The 23,629-nt window shown below is 67.6% G+C and carries 18 protein-coding genes; 12 read left to right on the top strand and 6 right to left on the bottom strand.

What is annotated here, in order from left to right:
• Nucleotides 1-249: 249 nt before the first annotated feature.
• The 3 genes from QNI11_RS13185 (at nucleotide 250) to QNI11_RS13195 (ending at nucleotide 2,480) form a co-directional block, all read left to right on the top strand.
• A complete protein-coding gene (locus QNI11_RS13185; protein WP_373418404.1) occupies nucleotides 250-993 on the top strand; it encodes an SDR family oxidoreductase in 744 nt (247 codons plus the stop codon).
• Nucleotides 990-1,439: a hypothetical protein gene (locus QNI11_RS13190; RefSeq protein WP_283980476.1), complete on the top strand. Its 450-nt coding sequence runs from the start codon at nucleotides 990-992 to the stop codon at nucleotides 1,437-1,439. Before QNI11_RS13185 ends, QNI11_RS13190 begins: the two co-directional genes overlap by 4 nt.
• A gap of 177 nt (nucleotides 1,440-1,616) precedes the next feature.
• The gene (locus tag QNI11_RS13195; RefSeq protein WP_100930120.1) at nucleotides 1,617-2,480 is read left to right on the top strand and encodes a lysophospholipid acyltransferase family protein; all 864 of its coding nucleotides are present in this window, start codon (nucleotides 1,617-1,619) and stop codon (nucleotides 2,478-2,480) included.
• Nucleotides 2,481-2,561: 81 nt separating this feature from the next.
• Here the strand turns inward: QNI11_RS13195 and QNI11_RS13200 are convergent, their stop codons facing one another.
• Nucleotides 2,562-3,713 (bottom strand): transglycosylase SLT domain-containing protein, encoded by a 1,152-nt coding sequence (locus tag QNI11_RS13200; RefSeq protein WP_306418196.1) that lies wholly within the window; start codon nucleotides 3,711-3,713, stop codon nucleotides 2,562-2,564.
• Nucleotides 3,714-3,745: 32 nt separating this feature from the next.
• Between QNI11_RS13200 and QNI11_RS13205 the strand changes: the two genes are divergently transcribed.
• The 6 genes from QNI11_RS13205 (at nucleotide 3,746) to QNI11_RS13230 (ending at nucleotide 8,838) form a co-directional block, all read left to right on the top strand.
• Entirely contained in the window at nucleotides 3,746-4,948 is a 1,203-nt protein-coding gene (locus QNI11_RS13205; RefSeq protein WP_283980477.1) for a hypothetical protein, read from the top strand.
• A 229-nt stretch (nucleotides 4,949-5,177) separates the two neighbouring features.
• Nucleotides 5,178-6,692 carry an Asp-tRNA(Asn)/Glu-tRNA(Gln) amidotransferase subunit GatB gene (gene gatB / locus QNI11_RS13210; RefSeq protein ID WP_100930117.1) on the top strand — a complete coding sequence of 505 codons (1,515 nt, stop codon included), beginning with the start codon at nucleotides 5,178-5,180 and terminating at the stop codon, nucleotides 6,690-6,692.
• 39 nt (nucleotides 6,693-6,731) lie between these two features.
• Nucleotides 6,732-6,971, top strand: coding sequence for a hypothetical protein (locus tag QNI11_RS13215; RefSeq protein WP_100930116.1), 240 nt, complete (start codon nucleotides 6,732-6,734; stop codon nucleotides 6,969-6,971).
• Complete coding sequence (locus tag QNI11_RS13220; protein ID WP_157815039.1) at nucleotides 6,958-7,095, top strand: hypothetical protein; 138 nt, start codon at nucleotides 6,958-6,960, stop codon at nucleotides 7,093-7,095. Before QNI11_RS13215 ends, QNI11_RS13220 begins: the two co-directional genes overlap by 14 nt.
• 474 nt (nucleotides 7,096-7,569) lie before the next feature.
• Nucleotides 7,570-8,040, top strand: coding sequence for a DUF4177 domain-containing protein (locus QNI11_RS13225; RefSeq protein ID WP_283980478.1), 471 nt, complete (start codon nucleotides 7,570-7,572; stop codon nucleotides 8,038-8,040).
• Nucleotides 8,041-8,211: 171 nt separating this feature from the next.
• A complete protein-coding gene (locus QNI11_RS13230) occupies nucleotides 8,212-8,838 on the top strand; it encodes a J domain-containing protein (protein WP_100930114.1) in 627 nt (208 codons plus the stop codon).
• Nucleotides 8,839-8,938: 100 nt separating this feature from the next.
• Here the strand turns inward: QNI11_RS13230 and msrB are convergent, their stop codons facing one another.
• On the bottom strand, nucleotides 8,939-9,397 hold the full coding sequence (msrB, locus tag QNI11_RS13235; protein WP_100930113.1) for a peptide-methionine (R)-S-oxide reductase MsrB: 459 nt from the start codon (nucleotides 9,395-9,397) through the stop codon (nucleotides 8,939-8,941).
• 199 nt (nucleotides 9,398-9,596) lie between these two features.
• Complete coding sequence (locus QNI11_RS13240) at nucleotides 9,597-10,142, bottom strand: fasciclin domain-containing protein (protein ID WP_283980479.1); 546 nt, start codon at nucleotides 10,140-10,142, stop codon at nucleotides 9,597-9,599.
• A gap of 193 nt (nucleotides 10,143-10,335) precedes the next feature.
• Between QNI11_RS13240 and QNI11_RS13245 the strand changes: the two genes are divergently transcribed.
• Together QNI11_RS13245 and QNI11_RS13250 are read left to right on the top strand one after the other, a co-directional pair.
• The gene (locus tag QNI11_RS13245) at nucleotides 10,336-11,043 is read left to right on the top strand and encodes a glutathione S-transferase family protein (protein ID WP_283980480.1); all 708 of its coding nucleotides are present in this window, start codon (nucleotides 10,336-10,338) and stop codon (nucleotides 11,041-11,043) included.
• Nucleotides 11,043-12,416, top strand: a complete 1,374-nt coding sequence (locus QNI11_RS13250; protein WP_100930111.1) for an L-serine ammonia-lyase — start codon at nucleotides 11,043-11,045, stop codon at nucleotides 12,414-12,416. The genes QNI11_RS13245 and QNI11_RS13250 overlap by 1 nt, the downstream gene beginning before the upstream one ends.
• A 216-nt stretch (nucleotides 12,417-12,632) precedes the next feature.
• On the opposite strand, the gene QNI11_RS13255 is transcribed toward QNI11_RS13250, so the two are convergent.
• Nucleotides 12,633-13,193 (bottom strand): helix-turn-helix domain-containing protein, encoded by a 561-nt coding sequence (locus tag QNI11_RS13255; protein WP_283980481.1) that lies wholly within the window; start codon nucleotides 13,191-13,193, stop codon nucleotides 12,633-12,635.
• A gap of 353 nt (nucleotides 13,194-13,546) precedes the next feature.
• Here QNI11_RS13255 and QNI11_RS13260 point away from each other — a divergent pair, with 353 nt between their 5' ends.
• Nucleotides 13,547-22,720 (top strand): VCBS domain-containing protein, encoded by a 9,174-nt coding sequence (locus QNI11_RS13260; RefSeq protein WP_283980483.1) that lies wholly within the window; start codon nucleotides 13,547-13,549, stop codon nucleotides 22,718-22,720.
• Between the two features lie 44 nt (nucleotides 22,721-22,764).
• Here the strand turns inward: QNI11_RS13260 and QNI11_RS13265 are convergent, their stop codons facing one another.
• Nucleotides 22,765-23,190, bottom strand: coding sequence for an NUDIX hydrolase (locus tag QNI11_RS13265; RefSeq protein ID WP_283980484.1), 426 nt, complete (start codon nucleotides 23,188-23,190; stop codon nucleotides 22,765-22,767).
• Nucleotides 23,191-23,326: 136 nt separating this feature from the next.
• Complete coding sequence (locus tag QNI11_RS13270; RefSeq protein WP_283980485.1) at nucleotides 23,327-23,533, bottom strand: hypothetical protein; 207 nt, start codon at nucleotides 23,531-23,533, stop codon at nucleotides 23,327-23,329.
• Nucleotides 23,534-23,629 lie beyond the last annotated feature (96 nt).

The raw sequence follows: 23,629 nt of genomic DNA on the forward strand, positions 1-23,629 counted from the left end.
TCGGCCATTCGGGGCGTTTCGCTGCCTGCGGCAGCGATCCGGTGGGGGCCTTGCCCCCACACCCCCAAGGTATTTGGGCCAAGATGAAGCATATTCGCTTGGCAATGGCGGGCGCGCCGGGGCCTTCGGGCCGGGCGCGCCTTGCAGATGTGGGACGGCCGGGTCTAGCCTTGCGCGCCGGTCAGACGGGAGAATTGGGTCCATGAGCAGCAACAGAGATTTCGGGAATTTCATGACGGGATGTGCGGCGTGAGCGGTGTGCTGATCGTCACCGGCGCCTCTGCCGGGATCGGGGCTGCCACGGCACGCAACGCCGCGTTCAACGGCTGGCCGCGCATCGTGGTGCATTACGGGCAGGACAAGGCGGGCGCCGAGGACACTGCCTCTGTGGTGGAGAGCATGGGGGCGCAGGCCTACCTGTTGCAGGCCGATGTCTCGAAACCGAAGGCCGTCCAGAAGATGTTCGACACCATCTCGGGCATGAAGCCGGGGCGGGTCGGACTGGTGAACAACGCAGGCATCGTGGCGCAGACCGGCACGATCACGGACCTGACGCCGGAGCGGGTGGAGAAGGTCTTTGCCGTCAACGTCCTGGGCGCCATCGAAGTGGCGCGGCAGGCGGTGGGCCTGATGCGGGCCTGGGGCAAGGGCGGCAGTATCGTCAACATCTCGTCTGCGGCGGCGCGGCTGGGATCGGCCAACCAGTACATCGATTACGCCGCGAGCAAGGGCGCCATCGACACCTTCACGCTGGGGCTTGCGGACGAACTGGCGCCGGAGGGCATCCGGGTCAACGCCATCCGCCCCGGCCTGATCGAGACCGCCATCCACGCCAAGGGCGGTGTGCCCGACCGGCTGGAGAAGCTGGGGAAGACGCCGCCCATGGGTCGCCCCGGCACCGCCGACGAGGTGGCCGAGGCGGTCCTCTGGCTGCTGTCGGAGCGCGCCTCCTATGTCACCCGCTCGATCCTCGACGTGGCCGGGGGGCGGTGACCGGACCCCTGCCGGTTCTGGAACATCGCGCCTCGGGGCGGACGCCTCGGGCGGCGCTGGTGCTGATCCTCGTGTGGCTGGCGATCCTGACGCTCTGGCTGATGCTGGAGGCGGCGGGCTGGATCGTGGCGCTGCTGATGCTGGTCACCCTGCCCGCCGCGCTCGACTTTGCCCGCGACCGGCAGGCCGGGCTGCGGCTGGACGACCGGACGCTGGCCTGGCGGTCGGGCGGCAGCGAGGGGGAGATCGCGCTGGAGCGCATCCGGACCGCGCGTTTCGAGACCCGGCTGGACCTGTCGGTGCGCGCCCGCCTCGTCACCGACGACGGGCGCCGCATCACCCTGCCGCAGGACTGCCTGCCGAAGCCGCCCGCGCTGGAGGAGGCGCTGAGGCGACGTAACGTCACGACGGAGCGTCACCATTTCGGCCTGCGCCCGGACCGTTAGCCGCCCTTTCCCTGCACGTCCGGTGCGTTATGTATAGCAGGACGTATTCCGGAGCGCCGGTCGGACTGTCCCTGCCGGCGGCTGTTAACCGCCATGACGCAGCGGTGCACTGTCGTCTGGACAGCTGCGCCCCTGTCTGTCATGGAAACTTTAACAACTTGTGATCATGGCTGACGAATGAAAGACCGTATCGACCCCCTGATCGAGGAACGCGCGCCATGGTTCTCGCGGCAGAATTCTTTCGTTGCCGCTGCCCGCGCCGTCCTCGAACGGCTGCTGACATATGACCACACGCTGGAGGTGGCCGGTCAGCTCGACCACATGACGGCGCAGGACGGTTTCCGCCTGCTGGGCAGCCTGATCGCCAAGGACGTGGAGATCTCCGGCCTCGACAATATCCCGCGCCACGGACCGGCGCTGATCGTGTCGAACCACCCCACGGGGCTGGCGGACGGCGTGATCCTCTACAATGCGCTGGGGACGATCCGGCCCGACACCTATTTCTTTGCCAACAAGGACGTGGTGCGCGTCCTGCCGCAGCTCGACGACATCGTCTGCCCGGTGGAATGGCGGCAGGAGAAGCGGTCGCATGCCAAGACGCGCGAGACCATGGCCTATTGCCGCCGCGCGGTGGAAGACGGCCGGCTCGGCGTGATCTTTCCCTCGGGCCGGCTGGCCAAGCGGCGCGGCCTGTCGCTGCACGAGAGGCCCTGGATGGCGAGTGCGGCGATGATCGCGCGCAAGCTGGACCTGCCGGTGATCCCGGTGAACATCCGCGCGCGCAACTCGGTGATGTTCTACCTGTTCGACCTGCTGCACCCGACGCTGCGCGACATTTCCCTGTTCCACGAGACGCTGAACAAGGCGCGCCAGCCGTTCCGCATCACCGTGGGCGAGCCGATCTCTCCCTCTGCGCTGCCGGCGAAGAGCGAGGAAGGCATCGAGATCCTGCGACGGGCGACCTTGTCGCTGGGCGGGCCGAAGGCACCTGCGGTGAGCCTTCTGGACGCGACGCGGCGGCCGAGCTGGCTGAAGGCCTGATAGCTTTCCGTATCTGACAAGCGAAAGGCCCGCACTCTGGCGGGCCTTTTTGTTTTCCGGGTGTCTGGCGGCTTGCGGCGATCAGCCTTCGGACTGGGTGCTGATGAGCATCCGCACCGGGTTGTCCATCGCCTCCCGCAGGGTTTCCACGGGCGGCAGCGCGTCCTTCAGGGCACGGGCGAAGACGGAGATCGGGCGGGCCTCCGGGCGGACGTTCTCGAACGAGGCGAGGATCGTGCGCATGCGCTCGGTCTCCCACTGCTGCTGGAGTTCGTCGGGCCGCGCGACGGGGCGCAGCGAGCGGGCGATGCCCTGGCAGTAGCTCTGGCTGCGGGTCCAGTCCATGATGTCGCTGCGCTTGCGCGAGGAGTGGAACGGGCCCCAGTCGGCGGCGACGCCGCGCATGCCCGCGCTGACCACCTTGTCGCGCTTGACCGTCACGGCCATGATTCGCAGCGCGCAGGAGAGGTTATCCTCCGGGTCCTTGAGGGCCGATCCGCTCTTTGCCTTGCACTGATAGCGACGTGCGGTGTCGGGCAGGATCTGCGTCAGGCCGTACCAGCGGCCGCCGCCGCCCACCGCGGTGGGGCGATGTGTGCTTTCGTGCCACGCCAGCGAGGAAATCAGGCCCACCCAGAAGGCTTCGCGCTGTTCGCGGCTTGCGGTCGGATACGCCGGGCAGTACGAAGCGATATCCCTCGGCACAATATCGGGGAGTGCGTGGGCATGGCTCCGCAATCCCTTGAGGACGGCGAGAGTCCAGCTTTTGCGACCGGGTTTGGTGTCCCATCTTGCATCCGGGACGGCGAGGCGACGCTGTTTCGGGCGCACCGATGCCATCACCGCCTGCTCGGGGGCAGCTACGGTTGGCACGGGCCCGACCTGTGACAGCAACGGATTGGCATCCGCAGCGGTCCAGACCGACGATGTCCCGATGAGCGTGATAAGGGCAGCAGCACGCAACATGACCGCGGCACCCTGCCGGAAACGATCCGGATTCGCAATACCGCCAAATGATGCAAAATTGCGCAGGATTGCCGCACCCACGAAGGCGCTGATGAAGATCGCACCGCTTTGCGGACGGCATGGCCCGGGACGGGGATTGTTAACGGTCGGGTAACCAATGCGGCGGCCGCAGGCAGACGTTCCGAAAAACGTCGGATATAGGTCGGGGCGGTTCCGCGAAGCCGCCGTCTTTTGGCCCACATGCGCCGACAGACTGGGGGCCTGCATCCTGCTGCTGCCTGCCCGGAACCATCCTCACCATGCGCCCGAACCGCTATGCCGACCAGAGAGCCCTGCGCGCCCGCCTTGGCACGGCCACGCTGCCGCCGCTGCGGCCGCGGGTGGAGATCGCGGTGCGCGCACCCGGCCCTGACGCGGCGCAGCGGGCCGACCACATCGCACGGGGCCGCCACCTTGCGCGGCAGGAGGTCTGGGACGAGCTCGCCGAACTGATCGCCGCCGCCGACCGGGGCGGGCAACTGACCGACGGGTTGTTCCCGGTGGCGCTGCTGCTGGCGCAGGGGGCGCGGTCGGACGTGGTGCAGGCCGCCCGCGAACTGGTCCGCCGCGGAGAGCCGAAGACGGCACTCGCGATCCTCGCCGCCTTCCGCGCGACTCTGGAGGATGAGAACGCGGGCCCTCCGCTCGACGGGCTGGCGGCGCTGGCGCATGTGGACGTGGCGCTGTCGTGGCGCGGCGCTTCTGCTCCGGCACAGCTTTCGGCACAGCGCCGCGCGGCCTATGCCTCGCACATGGGAGAGGCGCGCGCGCTCGCCGACCGCCACGATGCGTTCGAGGCGGGATCGTCCTACTGGGCCGCGCTGCGCTGCGCCGTGCTGGAGGCGGACCCGGCGCCCGCCGCCCGTGTCGCCGACGATTACGAGGACCTCATCGAACTGGCGCCGGAGGTGCCCGCCCACATGATGGCGCTGGGACACGACCTGCGCCCGCGCCGCTTCGGCAGCTGGGAAATGCTCGACAGCCAGGCCCGCCGCGTGATCGGCCAGACCTGCGACATCTGGGGCATGGCGGGCTACACATGGGTCTATATCGGCGCGCTGGAGCGGGACGCGGGCGCACTGCGCCGGGTCGATGCCGAGCTCTTCACCGAAGGGCTGCACGACATATTGCAGCGCCATCCGACGCAGGACATGGCCAACCGGATGGCGGCCTTCACCGGGCTGACGTTGGGCGGCCCGTCCGATCCGGGCTCCGCCCGCCGTCGTCTTGCCGATGCCTTCGGCTGGATCACGCAGGACTACCTGCGCGAACTGCACCCGGAGATCTGGGCCAACGCCCCCTCCCCCGGCCGTCCCCTGCCGCCGGAGGATTCGCAGGACACCGTCCGCCGCGGCAGGGTTCGGGCGATTTCCACCATGGCCGAATATTACGCCCCGGCGCTGGACGTGGGCCGACGCCTCGTCTTCACGCCGGACGGCGTGCGGATGCTGAAGGGGGATTGAGGGCTGTAGTCATAGGACCAGGCTTTGCTGCTGCCGCAGGCGTGTGCCGTGACCGGACAGGCCGGATTTTGCACAGATGCAGCGCAAGAGCCCGTCGCCCGGCGGGTTCCGGCTGGCGCAGCGCGCGGCCCCGCGCCATGATGCGCGGGCGGTCCGGCGCCGGGGCCTTGCTCCGCCCCGCCCGGTGTTCTAGACCGCAACCCATTCTTGAGCATCGCGAGGCCCCGACATGCTGGATCTGACCTACGAGACCCCGAAACCCAAGGTGATCGCCGGGGCAAAGCACGACTGGGAACTGGTCATCGGGATGGAAGTGCACGCGCAGGTCGCGTCCAAGGCCAAGCTGTTCTCCGGTGCCTCGACCCAGTTCGGGGCAGAGCCGAACTCCAACGTGTCCTTCGTGGACGCGGCCATGCCGGGGATGCTGCCGGTCATCAACGAATACTGCATCGAGCAGGCGGTGCGCACGGGCCTTGGCCTGAAAGCGCAGATCAACCTCGTGTCCGCCTTCGACCGCAAGAACTACTTCTACCCCGACCTGCCGCAGGGCTACCAGATCAGCCAGCTCTACCACCCGCTGGTGGGCGAAGGCGAAATCCTCGTGGACATGGAGCCGGGGATCGCCCGCAAGGTGCGGATCGAGCGCATCCACGTCGAACAGGACGCGGGCAAGTCGATCCACGACATGGACCCGAACATGTCCTTCGTCGACCTCAACCGCACGGGCGTCGCGCTGATGGAGATCGTCAGCCGCCCCGATATCCGCGGGCCGGAAGAGGCCGCTGCCTATATCGCCAAGCTGCGCCAGATCCTGCGCTACCTCGGCACCTGCGACGGCAACATGCAGAACGGCAACCTGCGGGCCGACGTGAACGTGTCGATCTGCCTGCCCGGCGCCTACGAGAAGTACCAGGAGACGCAGGACTTCGGGCATCTCGGCACGCGCTGCGAGATCAAGAACATGAACTCCATGCGGTTCATCCAGGCGGCCATCGAATACGAGGCGCGCCGCCAGATTGCCATCGTCGAGGGCGGCGGCAAGGTCGACCAGGAGACGCGGCTCTACGATCCGGACAAGAACGAGACACGCTCCATGCGGTCGAAGGAAGAGGCGCACGATTACCGCTACTTCCCCTGCCCCGACCTGATGCCGCTGGAGATCGAGCAGGCCTGGGTCGACGACATCGCCGCCTCGCTGCCGGAACTGCCGGACGAGAAGAAGGCGCGCTTCATGGGCGATTTCGGCCTGACGGAGTATGACGCCAACGTGCTGACCGCCGAGACGGTGAACGCCGCCTATTTCGAGCAGGTCGTGACGGAGGCGGGCGACGGCAAGCTGTCGGCCAACTGGGTCATCAACGAGCTTTTCGGCCGCCTGAAGAAAGACGACCGCGACATCACCGACAGCCCGGTGGCGCCCGGTCAGCTGGCGGCGATCATCAAGCTGATCAAGTCGGACGCGATTTCCGGCAAGATCGCCAAGGACCTCTTCGAGATCGTCTATACCGAGGGCGGCGACCCGGAGAAGATCGTCGAAGAGCGCGGCATGAAGCAGGTCACCGACACCGGCGCGATCGAAACGGCGGTGGACGAAATCATCGCCGCCAACCCCGCGCAGGTGGAGAAGGCCAAGCAGAACCCCAAGCTGGCGGGCTGGTTCGTGGGCCAGGTGATGAAGGCGACCGGCGGCAAGGCCAACCCCAAGGCGGTCAACGAGATCGTCGCGCAGAAGCTGGCGCAGTGACGCGGCGCCGGTGATGCGATCCGGCGGGGGAACCTCGGGATGAAACGGCTGCGCGACGAGCTTCTGGTCTACAACGAACGGATCAAGCTGGTCGCGACGTCGCTGAATGCCATCGCGCTGGGGCTTCTGGGCTTTGCGGTGCTGCGTCCGGCGACCGACACGGCGCTCTCGCTGGAGCTGTCCTCGTTGTGGTGGGCGGTCATTGCACTGGCATTTCACGCGCTTTCGCACTATATGTTGGGAAGACTGCACAAGGAGTCTGCCGATGACAGCCTATGAATTCTGGATGCCGCTGGTGCTTCTGGGCGGGTGTTCCCTCGGCGTCCTGTGGATGCGGCACGAGGGCAAGGTGCTTGAACGCCGCCTCGAGGAAGCCCGCGCCGAAAAGCGCCCCACGAAGTGACTGCAGCGCCGCAAGGCGCCGCGCGGTGGTCCCTTGGCCACCTTCTGACTCCCTCAAATCGTTTGTCCGATCGTGGGTCTTCCGAACTTGGGGGACAGCAAAGTCATGCCGTATTCGCAATGCCCGGCCGCCCATCGCGGCAAGATCATTGCGCGCAGGCGCCCTTTCTCGCATTCAAATTCCGCTACGTAAGGATTCCCTGACTGACAAACCCGTGATGTTTGCGTTATCTTCCCTGTACCGAAGGGTAGTTCACCACGAGGCAGTCCCAGGATTGGTCGGGGCGACACGCAAAAGATTGGCAGCGGGGGATTTCATCCGTTTGTTCAGAGCTGACAGGGGCCAGGTCGTGAGACCGGCCCCTTTTTGCGTGTGGCCACGGTTGCGGCACGGGGCATGTGCGGACCGTATCCGGCGCCTCAAGGGGGCAGGTTTTCGCTTCACTCGCCCTGTTGGGCTGATACTCTGCCCGACATGAGGTACGAATACCGGATCGTCCCGGCCCCGGAGAAGGGCGAGAAGCTGAAGGGCGCCAGTGCGGAGGCGCGCTTTGCCGCCGCCGTCGAACGTGTGCTGAACGACATGGCCGCGCGGGGCTGGGAGTACCAGCGCACCGACACCCTGCCCGCAACCGAGCGCGCCGGGCTGACAGGGGCAGAGACGGTCTGGCGGAACCTTCTTGTCTTTCGCAGGCCGCACGCGGCGGATGCGAGCGTCTTCCAGCCGCGCCTGCTGGAGCCACCGCAGACCGCCAGCGTCACAGCCCCCGCGCCTCAACTATGGCGGGTGGAGGACACACACGCAGATCCCGAGGCAGAGCCACCTGCCCCGCCCGCCCGCCCCCCGCGCACGCCGGTCGGGCCGCACGATGCGGCGGACGTGGCGCTGCGCACGGCGCTGACCGGCCCGATGGACGGCGGCTCCTCTCCCGAGGGGTCGGCCTGACCTCCGTTCCTGCGCTGCCACGCGATTGCGCAGCGCCTGCCGGACCTGCCGGATGGGACGGCAGGAGGCACGGGCAGCATCCCGCGGGTCGCGACATTTTTTCCGGCTGCCCCCTGTTCTCCGGACGACAAATGTCTAAAATCTGGCGTCCGAGTCGAGATGAGGTGAGAGATGAGCAGACCCGATCCCTTCGGTTTCGACATGTCCGTCAGGTCCGCGAAGAAGAAGAACCCGCGCGGCCGGAAGGGCATGACCGGCGAATCCGAGACATCGCAGCGCGTCTGCGATCATGACGGCTGCGAGGAACCGGGCAAGTTCCGCGCACCCAAAGCCCCCGATGTGCTGGACGACTTCTACTGGTTCTGCAAGGACCACGTCCGCGAATACAACGCACAGTGGTCCTTCTTCGAGGGCAAGACCGAAGCCGAGATGAACGCGCAGGCCTCGTCCGACAAGGTGTGGGAACGCAAGACCAAGGACTGGCGCGATCCGGAGGCGAAGGCCTGGGCCCGGCTGGGCATCGAGGACCCGCACCAGGTGCTGGGCGACAAGGCGACGCGCAACCCGGGCCGCAAGAAGGCCGGCGGCGGACGCAAGCTGCCACCGACCGAACGCCGCGCGCTGGAGATCCTGGAGGCCGAGGACACGCTGACCAAGGCGGAGCTCCGCAAGGTCTACAAGAAGCTGATCAAGGTGCTGCACCCGGACATGAACGGCGGCGACCGCTCCCAGGAAGAGCAGCTGCAGGAAGTCGTCTGGGCGTGGGACCAGATCAAGGAATCGCGCAACTTCAAGTAAGGGCGCGCCCTTTCCCGAAGACAAAATTGGCCCGGGTCATTTCACGCATGGTGCGTGAAGCGACCCGGGCCTTTTACGTTCGGGGGATCGTTGCGGCCGGTCAGGCCGGCTGGAAGGTCAGCGAGACGCCGTTGATGCAATGCCGCTTGCCGGTCGGCGGCGGGCCGTCGTCGAAGATGTGTCCGAGGTGCGAACCGCAACGGCGGCAGTGGCACTCGGTACGCACCATGAAGAGCGCGCGGTCGGGCTTCGTCTCGATGGCATTGGGCAGCGCCTCGTAGAAGGACGGCCAGCCGGTGCCGCTGTCGAACTTGGTCTTCGAGGAATAGAGCGGCAGGTCGCAGCCCTTGCACAGGAAGGTGCCTGCGCGCTTCTCGTCGTTCAGCGGCGAGGTGTAGGCCCGTTCCGTGCCTTCCCGGCGCATGACCTTGTACTCGATCTCGCTGAGCATGGCGCGCCACTCGGCCTCGCTCCGGTTGACTTCGAAGCTGGCGGCCTCGGCGGCGCGGGCGCCGAAACCGAGCGCGGCGGCGGCGGCGATGAAGGTTCTGCGGTTCATGATGTGCCTCCTCCTGTCTGGTGTGTGTCGGCGTGGGAAAGGTTGTGCCCGAAAGGATGCGCATCATCCCGGCGTCGGGCAAGGTCAGGGCGCGCACGTCTGCGCGAGGCGGGAGCAAAGCCCAGGGTCTGGTGGCCCCGCGTTTGGTGCGCGCCCTTTCCACGGGGCGGGAGGACCCCCACCCCATTCGAGGGACCGCTTACTGCCTGGGCAGCAGGACGCGGTCGATCACGTGGATGACGCCGTTGGACTGGCGGACATCGGCGAGGGTCACGGTGGCCTCGCGGCCGTTCTCGTCCGTCAGGACGATGTTGTTGCCGTTCATCTTCGCCTGGAGCGTGCAGCCGCCCACGGTCGGCACCGCGTGCATGCCGCCGTCATCCGCGATCATGCCCATGATGGCATCGGACATGGCGTTGGCGGCGACCACGTGGCAGGCGAGGATCTGACCGAGCTGTTCCTTGTGCTGGGGCATCATCAGTTGCTGCAGGCTCTCGTCGGAGACCATGCCGAACGCCTTGTCGGTCGGCGCGAAGACGGTGAAGGGCCCTTCGGAATTGAGCGTGTCGACGAGGCCGGCCTGCTTGACCGCCGCGACCAGCGTGGTGTGGATCGGCGAATTCACCGCGTTCTCGACGATGGTCTTGTCCGGATACATCGGCGCACCCCCGACCGTCGGCACGTCGGCGGCAAGGGCCGGCGTGGTCATGAGGGCGAGGATGGCGGTGGCTGCAAAGGTCTTCATTTGTGGTCTCCCTGTGTTCCGGAGCGGCACCGTCCCGGGCCGCGCTCACCTCCAGCCACGATGACGCGGCGGCAGAGTTTCACACGACCGGGTCACGGTGCATCACGGCGGCGTGAGGCTGGGCACCGCATTTACGCCCCCGGATGACGCTTTTCATGCGGGCGCTTCTGCGCGGGCGGGCTAGGTAAGGCGCATGAGTTACGTGCTGCACTATGCCCCCGACAATGCCTCGCTGATCGTCCGGTTGGCGCTGGAAGAGCTTGGCGTGCCCTATGTCACGCGGCTGGTCGACCGCGCGGCGCGTGCGCAGGAGAGTGCGGAGTACCGGCGGGTCAACCCCGCGGGCCTGATCCCCGCGCTGGAGACGCCGGACGGCACGCTTTTCGAGACGGCGGCGATCCTGTTGTGGCTGGCGGACCGGCACGGGCGGCTGGCCCCCGCGCCCGAAGACGCCGGGCGCGGCGATGTCCTGAAATGGCTGGTCTTCGTGTCGAACACCGTGCACACCGGGCTGCGGATGACCTTCTACCCGGAGAAATACGTGGGGCCGGACCCGCAGGCGCAGGCGGCGCTGCTGGCCACCCTGCGCGGCGCGGACGGGACGGGCATGACCCTGGCCCGCGCGCTGGCGCTGCTGGACGGGGTGATCGGCGGGCGCGACCCGGAGGCGCCGCCCGATGCGCTTGCGATCTATGTCGCGGTCCTGCTGCGCTGGTGCGCGCTTTACCCGCATGGCGACACCGGCTGGTTCCGGCTCGCCACCTACCCGGCGCTCAATGCGCTGGCGGAAAGGGTGGAAACCCGCCCGTCTGTACAGAAGGCCGCCCTGGCCGAGGGGTTGGGACCGACCCCGCTCAGCAATCCGCGTCCCGCACAGCCACCAGAAGGGAGTGCGCTCTGATGTTCCTGTCCGTGTTCGACATGTTCAAGGTAGGGGTCGGCCCGTCGTCCTCCCACACGATGGGGCCGATGGTGGCGGGCGCGCGCTTCCTCGACCGGCTGCGGCAGGCGCCGTTCCGCGCGCACGGGCTGAAGGCGCACCTCTACGGCTCGCTTGCCTTCACCGGCGTGGGCCACGCCACCGACCGCGCGACGGTGCTGGGCCTTGCCGGGTTCGCGCCGCAGACCTACGATCACGAGGCCGCCGAGGCCGCGCTGGCCCGCATCCGCGAAACCGGCACCGTGGCGCCCGAGGGGCTGCCCGAGATGCGCTTCGACATGGGACATGACCTGCGGTTCGACTTCGGCGCCGCGCTGCCCGGCCACGCCAACGGGATGGTGATCGAGGCGCTGGACGAACAGGGCGACGTGATCCTGCAGGAGACCTACTATTCCGTGGGAGGCGGCTTCGTCCTGACCGCCGACGAGCTGGCCGCCGGGAAGGACACCGACAACGGCCCGCCGGTGCCCTACCCGTTCAAATCCGCCGCCGAGATGCTGGAGATGGCGGACCGTTCCGGCAAGACCATCGCCGAGATGAAGCGCGCCAACGAGATCTCGCGCGGCGGGGCCGACAACCTCGACCGCGGGCTCGCCAGGATCTGGGAGGTGATGAACCGCTGCATCGACCTCGGCATGGAGGGTGAAGGCATCCTGCCCGGCGGACTGGGCGTGAAGCGGCGCGCGCGGCGCATCCACGAACAGCTGGTGGCGGAACGCGGCATGAACCAGTCTGCCCCGCACGTCTGCAACGACTGGATGAGCGTCTACGCCATGGCGGTGAACGAACAGAACGCCGCCGGTGGACAGGTGGTGACGGCGCCGACGAACGGCGCGGCGGGCGTGGTGCCCGCGGTGATCCGCTACTGGCTGGACCACGTGCCGGGCGCGACCCGCGCCCGCATCCCCGACTTCCTGCTGACCGCCGCCGCCATCGGCGGGCTGGTGAAATACAACGCCTCGATCTCCGGCGCCGAGGCGGGCTGCCAGGCAGAGGTCGGCAGCGCCGCCGCCATGGCCGCCGCCGGCCTCGCCGCGGTGATGGGCGGCACGCCCGCGCAGATCGAGAACGCCGCCGAGATCGCGTTGGAGCACCACCTCGGCATGACCTGCGATCCGGTGAAGGGGCTGGTGCAGGTGCCCTGCATCGAACGCAACGGCCTCGGCGCGATCAAGGCGGTCTCGGCCGCGTCGCTCGCCATCCGTGGCGACGGCACCCACCTTGTGCCACTGGACGCGGTGATCGAGACCATGCGCCAGACCGGCCAGGACATGCACGAGAAGTACAAGGAGACCTCGCTCGGAGGTCTGGCTGTCAACGTGCCGAACTGCTGAGACGTTTCGCCTTGCTGGCGCAAGGCGATCCGCCGGAGAGGCTCCGCCTCCCCGGACCCCTCCGAGGTATTTTCACCAAGATGAAGGGGATGGACGGCCTTGCTTCATCTTGGTCCAAATACCCTCGGGGGAGTCTCCCTAAGGGAGACGGGGGCAGAGCCCCCATACGCGGGCGAAGCCCGCGCGGATCGGCTTGCGTCAGCAAGCCGAAACCGTTCAGCCGCTGATCCGGCACATCATGAACTTCGCTCCCTGTCCCTTGGCGGTGACGAAGCGTGTCTCGCCGTGTTCGCGGTACCGAAGAGTGTCGCCCGGGGCGAGGTAGTGCGCCTCGCCGTCGACCACCGCGTGCATGTAGCCGGTCAGCATCACGAGGTGGTGCTCCTGGCCCGGGACGTCGGGGGCTTCCTGCACCCAATGGGTGCCGGGCGTGATCTTGCATTCGATCACCTCCCCCGCAAGCGCGGGTGCTGCGGGTGACACGATCCGGCGGGAGAGGCCTGTTTCGCCGTCACGCCACAGCGCCTGGTCGTCGCGGCGGACCTGTGCGGCGAAGCCGTCCTCCATGAGCGACATCAGCCGCGAGAGAGTCATCTCGTGGGCGGCGGCAAGGCGGTAGAGCACGTCGGCAGAGGGGCTGACCTCGGCGTTTTCGAGGCGGGAGAGCGCTGCGCGGGAGACGCCGCTGGCTGCAGCCAGCTGGTCCAGTGTCCAGCCGCGCGCCGCGCGAAGTGCAGATAGACGCGCAGCGAGGCGAACTGTCAGTTCGCTCTTCATTCCTATCCCCCCGGGAATCTATCCCGCATATGAGAGTAGGCAGGATTCGTCCACAAAGGCAACCGTGGCAACTGTCCGGACACCGTTTCCGATTCTGAAACACTCATGACGCGATTCGGCCTGTCGGAACGCGGGATTGACGCGAAAGGCGGTGGAAAGCCGCTTCCTCTTCGGGATGAAACACCCGCCTTCTCAGACGCTTGCGGTGGTCTGACCGTGGCCCACGTACGGAAAGGTTTGACAGGGAAGGCTTGCCGGGCCGTTAATATTGGGAGTTTCCAGTACCAGCTTGGGCGCGCACCTGCGCCGTTTCGATTTTCAAACTGCCGCTATTCTTTCCGATGGGGGACACCATGACGTATTTTCGTCCGGGCCGTGGAAACGGCACCGTATCAAGCGCTTTGAAGACCATCAACGGCACCCGCGCCGACGACACGATCGACCTTTCCGGGGAGACATCCGGCCGCAAGGTGAACGCCAAGGGCGGCGACGACAGTGTCATCGGTTCGGATCACGACGATACTATCGAGGGCAGCAGCGGCGACGACACGATCCTCGCCGGGCCGGGCGACGACAATGTCAGCGGCGGTTCGGGTGACGACAGCATCGATGCGGGCAGCGGCGACAACGACATCCGTGCGGGGACCGGCGACAACACCGTTGTGTCCGGCGATGGCGAAGACGAGGTGCGCAGCGGCTGGGGCGACGACGACATATCCACCGGCGGCGGCGATGACGAGATCCGGTCGGGGCACGGTGACGACACCGTCGATGCGGGCGACGGCGACGACGTGGTGCGCACGGGGCATGGCGACAGTTCGGTCGACGGCGGTGCGGGCGACGATCTGATCGAGGTGGGGCATGGCGAGAACACCCTCCGGGGCGGCGCGGGCGACGACACCCTCGAAGGCAGCGTCGGGTTCGACACGGCGGTCTACGACGGCTCCGTCCTCGACTTCGACATCTGCCTGACGGGCAGCCATCTGGACGGCGGCGACCGGCACCGGAACGACAAGGGCAAGGGCCACGACACGCACGGTAACGGCCATGGGTACGGGCACTACAAGTCGTGGTTCGCCTGCGGCTGGGGGCAGTCGCTGACCGTCACCGACCTGACCGGCGCCGAGGGCACCGACACGCTGCGGTTCATCGATGCGCTGCAGTTCGCGGATGTCACGCTCTACCTCGACGGGCGGGACAATGCGCCGGTGGTCTCGGTCGCCGACCAGGTGGTGTCCGAGAGCGGGACTGTCGCCTTCCCCATGGAGATCGTGGATTTCGACGGTGACGGGATCGCCATCGATTCCGTTTCGGCCACGGGCGGGCTGGTCGACGTGGCGCTGCTGGACGGCGACACGCGAGATTGCGCCAGCGGCATGCTCTACGAGCTGACCTTCGACACCGATGGCGCATACGAAGGGCTGGCCCTGGGCGAGGATGCCGTGGTGGTGGTGACGGTTGTCATCGACGACGGCCGCGGCGGGCTGATCGCCCGCGAGGTGCAGATCACCGTCACCGGCGAGAACGATGCCCCGACGCTGGACGCGGTGACGCTGGCGGCGGAGGAGACAGACGGGCCGGTCAGCGTGGACCTTGCCGGTTACGGCGATGACATCGACAGCGACGACGACGGCACGACGCTGATCTACACCATCACCGCCCCGCCTGCGGAGGGTGCGGCCACGGTCTCTGGCACTGAGGTGATCTTCGACCCGACCGGATTCTTCACCGACCTTGGTCAGGGCGAGACGCGGGATGTGACCTTCGAGGTGACGGCGACCGACCGGCACGGGGCGACGGCTGTGAACACGGTCACCGTGACGGTCACGGGCACCAACGACGCGCCGCAGGTCACGGTCAGCCCCTCTGCCGGATTCACCGAGGCGCCGGTGGCCGGCGTGCAGGTGCTGGCAGACAGCGGGACGGTGGATTTCACCGACAGCGATGCGGGCGATCTGGTCGACATCACCTTCGTCTCCAACGGCGATATCGCGTGGAGCGGCGGCGTGATCGACCCCGGCATTGCGGCGGCGCTGGAGGAAGGCTTCTCCACCGGGGTGTCGGATGCGGTGCCGCCGGGATCCATCGGGTGGAACTACGCGGCGCAGGCTGCCCTGAGTTTCCTGGCCATCGGAGAGGAGATCACCTGGTCCTACACGATCACGGCGACGGACCTCGCGGGCGAGACCGGGACGCAGGTCCTGAGCTTCACGGTGACCGGCAGGAACAACACGCCGCAGATCACCTCGGCGCCGGTCGACGTGGCGCTGGCGGAGCCGCTGGCGCCCGGCGGGCTTTCCGATCAGGGGCAGATCACCTTTGCCGACCTCGACGCGACCGATACGGCCAGCATCGGCCACCTGCCCTTCACCGTGATCTTCGAGGATGCGGCGGGCGCCGGTCTCCCCTCACCCTTCACAGCGGCAGAGATGGCGGCGCTGGAGGCGGCCGTGACCATCGACGAGACCGGGTACTGGCGGCTGGACATTCCCCCCTCGCTGGGGATCGACCGGCTGTCCGCGGGCGACACGCTGCGGATCGAGACCCGGGTCTTTGCCACCGATGACAGCGGGGCGCCGAACGACACTTCCGGCATGCAGGTGTTCAGGGTGACAGTGACCGGCCGCAACGATGCGCCCGAGATCACCGCCGCCGTGGTCGAAGGCGCGGTTTCCGAGATCGCTGATGGCGCACCGGGCGAAGGCGTGGACGTCCTGTCCGCCTCCGGCACAATCAGCTTCACGGATATCGATGCCCTCGACACGCACACGGCCACGGCCCTTCCGGTGTCGCCCGGCTATGTCGGCAGCTTCTCGGTGCCCGCCGGCCCCGTGTCGGGCAGCTTCGACTGGACTTTCACCGTGGACGACGCCGCGCTCGACAGCCTCGGCGAAGGCGAGACGCTGGAGCAGGTCTACGAGGTCATCCTATCCGACGACAACGGCGGCAGCGCGTCGCGTTTTGTCACGGTCACCATCACCGGCCGCAACGACGAGCCGGAGATCGTCACGGGCCAGGGCACGGCAGGTGCGGTTCGTGAGGCGGGCAGCGATGCGGACGGCATCGTCGTCGACCCGGGCACGCCCGTCGCCACGGGCACGCTGGCCGGTTTCGACCCGGATGCGGGGGCCGTGCTGACGTGGTCCGGCAACGCGTCGGGTATCTACGGTAACTTCACCATCGACCCGGTCACCGGCGCGTGGACCTATACGCTGAACAACGGCGTGGCGAACGGCCTGTCGGCGGGCCAGGTGGAGGCGGAGAGCTTCCTCGTCACGCTGACCGACGATGCGGGGGCCTCCACCATAGAAGCCGTGACGGTCACGGTGACCGGCACCAACGACGCACCGATGGCCGAGGCGCTTTCGGGGAGCGTGGACGAGAGCACGGATCCTCAGGTGCCGGGCAACAGCGACCAGATCACGGTCGTCGCGGCTTTTGCCGATGTGGACACGCTGGACAGCCATGCGTTCAGCGTCGACACCACGGACACGGTGGGCGCCGTGATCAACAACCTCGACGGGACGTTCACCTATTCCGCCAACGGCGCTTTCGAGCATCTGGCGCTTGGTGAGGAGGCGACCGATACCTTCACCTACACCGTGGATGATGGCAACGGCGGGGTCGATACGGAGCTGGTGACCATCACCGTGCAGGGCGCCAACGATGCGCCGCGGATCACCCTGACCACCCCTGACACCGATGCGGAGACGCTGACAGAGTCCGGCCTGCCGCTGACGGTGTCGTCCACCCTCACCTTCTCGGACGTGGACATCTCCGACACGGTGACGGCGGCGGTGACCGGATTCAGTGCTACCGGCGCGACGGCGGTTCTGGCGGGGGTTCCGCCCGAGAACCTTCTCGGGATGCTCACGCTGGACACGCCGACCGTGCTGAGTGCGGTCGAAAGCCTCGCGCGGCGCGGATGGACCTTCGACAGCGGCACGAACAACTTTGCCGGTCTGTCGCTGGGACAGAGCCTCGTGCTGACCTACACGGTGACCGCGACCGACGTGCACGGTGCAGAGGCGAGCCACGACATCGCGATCACCATCGAAGGCCGCAACAACCGGCCGACCGTCGTCATCGAGCCCGCCCTGCCCTTCGTGGAGGACGCGGATGCCACGGCGCAGGTCCTGTCACAGAGCGGCACGCTGAGTTTCGATGACATCGACCTGGGCGACACGATCGATCTGACCTATTCGATCAACGGGGCGCCCGTGTGGTCCGGCGGGACACTGACCGCTGCGCAGGAAACCGCGCTGGCGGCAGGGTTCTCCACTGGCGTAACAGGGGCCAATGCGCCCGGCACAATCGGCTGGACCTACGACGCCACGCTCGACCTCGATTTCCTCGGTCGGAACGAGACCATCGGCCTGTCCTATATGGTCGCGGCGCATGACGGCACGCAGACCGGCACAGATGTCATCTTCTTCAGCATCTTGGGCACCAATGACGCGCCGGTGGTGACGGCGACCCCGGCCAGCGCAATCACAGAGGAGGCGGATGCCTCCGCGCAGGTCATCGGGCTGTCCGGCACGGTGGAGATCGCCGACCTCGACGTGAACGACGTGCTGGAGGTCTACACCCAGTTGGTGGATGTGCCCGTCTGGTCGCACGGTACGTTGACCGCCGCGCAGGAGGTGCAGATCCAGACCGGCTTCACCCTCGGCGTACCGGGGCCGGTGACAGCCGGGACGGTGCTGCCGTGGAGCTACAACAACACGCTCGACCTCGACTTCCTCGGCGCGGGCGAGACGATCACCTTCTCTGTCCGGATCGTGGCGAACGATTTCGGGGCACCGCTGGCGTCCGACATCGTCACCTTCACCATAACTGGCACGAATGACGGGCCCGTTATGGTGGCGGACGGCAACGGCAGCGACCTCGTGACGGAGGCCGGAAACTTCGATCCGGGCGACCCGAGCGCTGTGGGCAAGCTGCTCATCAACGACAGCGACCCGGACGCCAACGACACGCTGACGCTGTCCGCGGTCAACGGATCGGCGGCGAACATCGGCACGGCGGTCGCGGGCACCTACGGCAGCCTGCTGGTCGATGCGGCGGGCAACTGGACCTACACGCTGGACGACGCCGACCCGGATACGGAGGCGCTGGCGCAGGGCGAGATCGCGACGGAAGTCTTCGGTTATTCCGTGGTGGACAGCACGGGGGCGGAGGCAAGCTCCACCCTGACGATCACCATCACCGGGTCCGGCGACAACGCGCCGCCGGTGGCATCCGACGACAGCCTGCAGGTCGACGAGGATGACGTCCACGGCTTCGCCCAGGCGGACATCTTCGGGCAGGTCTCGCTGGCGCTTGCCAACGACACCGACCCGGAGGGCGACGCGCTTCGGGCGTCCTCGATCACCAACGGCATAGACTCGGAGGCGCTGCCCGATCCTTTCGGCGCGCCCGGACAGACGATGACCATCGCCGGAACCAACGGCGGCCTCTTCACCGTCCGGAACGACGGCGCCTACAGTTTTGACACGAATGGCGAATTCAACGCCCTCGCCCACGGGGAGTTCGTGAGCACCGGCATCACCTACACGGTGACGGATGCAAACGGCGGCACCGACACGGCAGAGATCACCGTGGACGTACGGGGCAGGAACGATGCGCCGGTGGCCGTGGCCGACGACAACGGCGGCGATCCCGTGGTGGAGGCGGGCTTTGCCACGGCCGGCGATCCCATCGCCAACGGCAACGTGCTGGCCAACGACACCGATCCGGATACGTCGGACGTGCTGATCGTGCTTTCGGTGGAAGCGGACAACGCCAACGTCGGCGCGCCGGTGGCGGGGCTTTACGGGTCGGTCGTGATCGGCGCGAACGGCGACTGGACCTACACGCTGGACAACCTCAACCCGTCGACCCGCGCGCTGGCCGAGGGCGAGGTCGTAACGGAAACCTTCCAGTACGTGGTGAATGACGGTCTGTTCGCGGCCGACACCGGCACGCTGACCATCACCATCACCGGGTCGAACGACGCGCCTTTTGCGCCGGATACCCTCCAGGTCGGGACGGAGGATGGCATGGTCATCGATTCCGTGCTGTCGTCGGACCCGGATTCGGTGGCGGCACCGATCCATACCGTCGAAACCGGGCCGTCGCATGGCAGCGTCACGATGAACATCGACGGGAGCTACACCTACATCCCGGACGCGGATTGGTCCGGGATCGACAGCTTCGACTACCGGGCGACCGACAGCCTTGGCGCCTACGAGGTCGGGACGGAGATCATCACCATCGAGGCGGCGGCCGACGCGCCGACCGTCTCTCTGGCACCGCCGGGGGCGGCGACCTACGGCTTTGCAGGCAGCGGGGTCGACCAGCAGGTGTCCACCGCCGCGACCGATGGCGACACGGCAGAGACGGTCGCGGCACTGGATGGCGGCGGCTACGTCGTCGTCTGGCATTCAAATGAAAACGGCACGTACAACGTGCTGGCCCGGATGTTCTTGGACGATGGCACACCGCAGGGTCAGGCCCTGACGGTTGCCTCTGGCCTGCCGGCGATCCCGTACCCGGTGGTGAACGGCCTGCCCGGCGGAGGGTTCGCCATAGCGCATGCCAGCGCCGGAGCCGGCGGCAGCGACATATCCGTGTCTCTGTACGATGCCGGCGGGAGCCAGACCAACACGCAGACATTCGGCGGGTCCGGTCTGGTCCACCCCGACACAGCCGTCCTGGACGACGGGCGCATTGTGGTGACCTACACGCAGAGCGCTGGCGGCGATGCGGGCAGTTCGGCGATCATGGGGCAGGTCCTTGCATCCAACGGAAACCTGTTGGGCAGCCCGTTCCTCGTCAACGTGACGAACCCCACCGCCCAGCAAAGCAGTCATGTGGCGGCCCTGCCCGGCGGCGGCTTCGTGGCGGTCTGGGCCTCCGACTTGCAGGACGGCAATGGCCTGGCCATCGTGGGCCGGATGTTCGACGCCAGTGCCGCACCGGTCGGCCCGGAGTTCGTCGCGAACACCTACACCAACGGCAACCAGGAGCTTCCGGTCGTCGCCGCGCTGGCGGACGGCGGCTATGTCGTCGCCTGGCAGAGTTTCGGCCAGGACGGAAGTGGCAGCAGCCTGCACGCGCAGCGATACGATCTGACCGGCGCGCGCGTCGGCGGTGAATTCCAGGTCAACACATATAGTTTCAGTGCCCAGTCCTCGCCCACCGTGGTCGGACTGCCCGACGGCGGCTTTGCGATCAGTTGGTCGTCCTTTCTTGAGGACGGCTCCGGCTACGGTATCTTCGAGCAGCGCTACAATGCGGACGGCAGCCCCTTTGGCATCGAAACCCGCGTCAACAACATCACCACCGGCAACCAGTATTCGTACCCGTTCGGCGGCGGTGGGCAGATGGCGCTGCTCGACAACGGGGATCTGGTCAACGTCTGGAGCACGGAGATTGGCGCGGGAGAGATCTTCTCGACCCTCACGTCCCTGCCCGAAGGCTATACGACCGAGGACCGGCCGGTGCCGGTGAACCTGGCCGCAGCGCTGACCGACACGGACGGGTCCGAGACGCTGACGATCACGCTCTCCGGTTTCCCGGCGGGCGCGACCTTCAGCCTCGGCGCGGCCTCGGGCAGCGACTGGGTAATCGAGAACGCCGAAGGTCTGGACCTCTCGACACTCGAGATGACGCCGCCCGCCGACTGGAACGGCAGCTTCACCCTGACCGCCACGGCGACGGCGACCGAGACGTCCAACGGCAGCGCCGCGTCCACGACCGCCTCCGGCACCTACCGGATCCTGGCGGTCGAGGATGGGCCACGCGCCGAAGACCAGGTCATCGAGGTTCCGATCAACGACGGCCTCTCGCCCTACACGCCCCCGCCCGGCGCGCTGGTCGCGGTCGATCCGGACCTTGGCGACACGCTGACATGGGCGGCGGGCAGCTTTGCCCTGCAGAACGGCACGCTCAACATCTCTCCGAGCGGCGGGTTCAACTTCATCCCCAACCCCGGGTTTACCGGAGTGGAGACCTTCACCGCCACGGTCACGGATTCGACCGGGCGCACGGACACCGCCGAGCTGCGGATCGAGGTCGCCAACGAGACCTTCGTGTCTGACAGCGGGCAGGAGGTGACGCTGGACCTGAACGCAGCACCAGTGGACGGGAACCCGGCCGGGGCGATCTCCATCGACCTGACGTCTTACGACGCGCCCAGCGTGAACCTGGTGTTCGCCATGGACGCGTCGGGCAGCCTCGGCGCTTCCGCCTGGCTGCAGCAGCTCGACGCGGTGTCCAATGCGCTCGAGGACATCGCGACGCGGTTCGACGGGACCGGCATCGACATCGACGTGGAGGTGTTCAGCTACAGCGGCGCGACATCGCAGAACAACCTGCGCCTCCAGTTCGTCGACGGCAACCCGGCCACCCTGCCGCAAATCCTGACGGCGCCGCGGCGGGCCGCACCGTCCGTGGATCTCGACCTGACAACGCTGGCCGGGCTTCAGGCCGACATCGCCCAGATGACCTACACCGCAGGGTTCACGCCATGGGACGCGGCATTCCAGCAGACCGAGTTCTACTTCGACACGCAATACCTGCTGGACGGTCCGGATGCACTGAACCTGATGCTGTTCATCACCGACGGCAACCCGGGACCCACCCAGCAATGGGCGCAGCCTCTGGCCAACCTGCTGAACGACACCTTCACGACGACACTCTCCTCTGCGGGGACACCGGCCGGGACCTACACGCCCCAGGCGCAGTTCAACCGGCCCTACGCGGTCGACGTGCAGTCCTTCGGCATCGGCAGCAACCTGAACCTCGCGCTGCTCAGCCAGACCGACAGCGACGGCCAGGCCACCCCCGTCACCAGCTTCGGCGCCCTCAGCGCCGCACTGACCGGCGCGGGGCTGTTCCCGGCGACGCTGATCGCGCTCGACGTGACGCTGGAGGCGGACGGCACCGACCTCGGCACCATCGCGGACGAGACGAACCCGGCCGTCGTCGCAGGCACGCTGGAGATCGACCTTGCATTGGCGGACCTCACAGGGATCGAGGACCTGCTGGGCGCGCAGAACGAGTTCGCGGTGACCGCGATCTTCGACCTGGACGGCGACACAGGCACGACCTTCGACCAGGTGACGCTGAACTCCTACGAGTTGATCGGCATCGGCGATACGGCCGTGACCGAGACCGGGACGAGCGGGAACGACCTGCTGATGGGCAGCCTTGCCGGGGATTCCGTCGATGGCGGGGAGGGCGACGACCTGATCCTGACCGGCGGCGGGTCGGACACCGTGATCGGCGGCACCGGCGACGACCGGCTGGGTGGCGGCGCGGACGGCGACAGCTTTGTCTTCCGGGCGGGCGACGGGCTGGACCGGATCCTCGACTACGATGCAACGGAGGACGAAATCGTCTTCGACGGGCTGGCCTTCGGCGACCTGACCATCGCGGACACCGGCACCGGCGACGTATCCATCACCTACTCGGGCGGCGTCCTGACGGTGGAGAACGCATCCGCCGCGGACTTCCTCGAACAGGAGTTCGTCTTCATCTGACGGGTGCGCTTGGCCGGAAGGGGGCGGCGGCGCACAGCCCCGCCCTACCCCGTGTCGCGCCCGATCCGATGCGCGGCCTCTGCGCCACGGTCGGCCAGCACCCGGTCCCTGAGGCGCAGCACGCTCGGCGCGCAGGTGTAGCGCCCGACCTCTGCAAAGGGCACCCACGCCAGCGCCCGGCTTTCGTGTGAGACGGCAAAGCCGCGGCTCCCGGCCCGCATCACGTAGCGCAGGTCGTAATGCAGATGGGCCGGCTCACGCGTGTTGGCGGGGATCTCGTGGATGTCGATGTCGAAGACCTCGGGCGACAGCAGGGTGATCCCCGCCAGCCCGCTTTCCTCCCGCGCCTCGCGCAGCGCCACCTGCGCCACGTCTGCCTCGCCGTCGCAATGGCCGCCCAGTTGCAGCCAGCGGTCGAGCTTGCGGTGATGGGTCAGCAACATCTCGCCCCCGTCCGGAGAGAGCAGCACGGCGCTTCCGGTGACATGCCCGCCGATCAGCGGATCGCGCGAGAAGGCCGCCCTGCCGTGCCGGGCGCAGAAGGCCAGCAGGCGCGCCCACTCCCGTCAGTCCCGCGCGTCGCGCGGCGTGAAGAGGCCCGGCGCCTCAGCCACCCGTCACCTCCGACAGAAGGAGCGCCATGGCCACCGCCGCCAGCGGCCAGCGCAGGCGGGCCGGCCAGGACGACCAGATCGCCGCCAGTGCAAAGACAACCGTCGCCGCCACGCGCACGCCCGCGGGAAAGGCGCCCGGCGCCATCCACCCGGCAACAGTCACCAGACCCGCCACCGCCGCCAGCAACTTCACCCACATTGCAACGTCTCTCACCTTGCCGTGACGCGCCTGTCACCCCGGTTGCGTCTCCCCTGCGTCCGGCCACATCCTGTCGGCACCAGAAGTCAGGAACGA

Origin of the sequence: Sagittula sp. MA-2, assembly GCF_030126985.1 — a bacterium.
In the GTDB taxonomy this organism is placed as follows: domain Bacteria; phylum Pseudomonadota; class Alphaproteobacteria; order Rhodobacterales; family Rhodobacteraceae; genus Sagittula.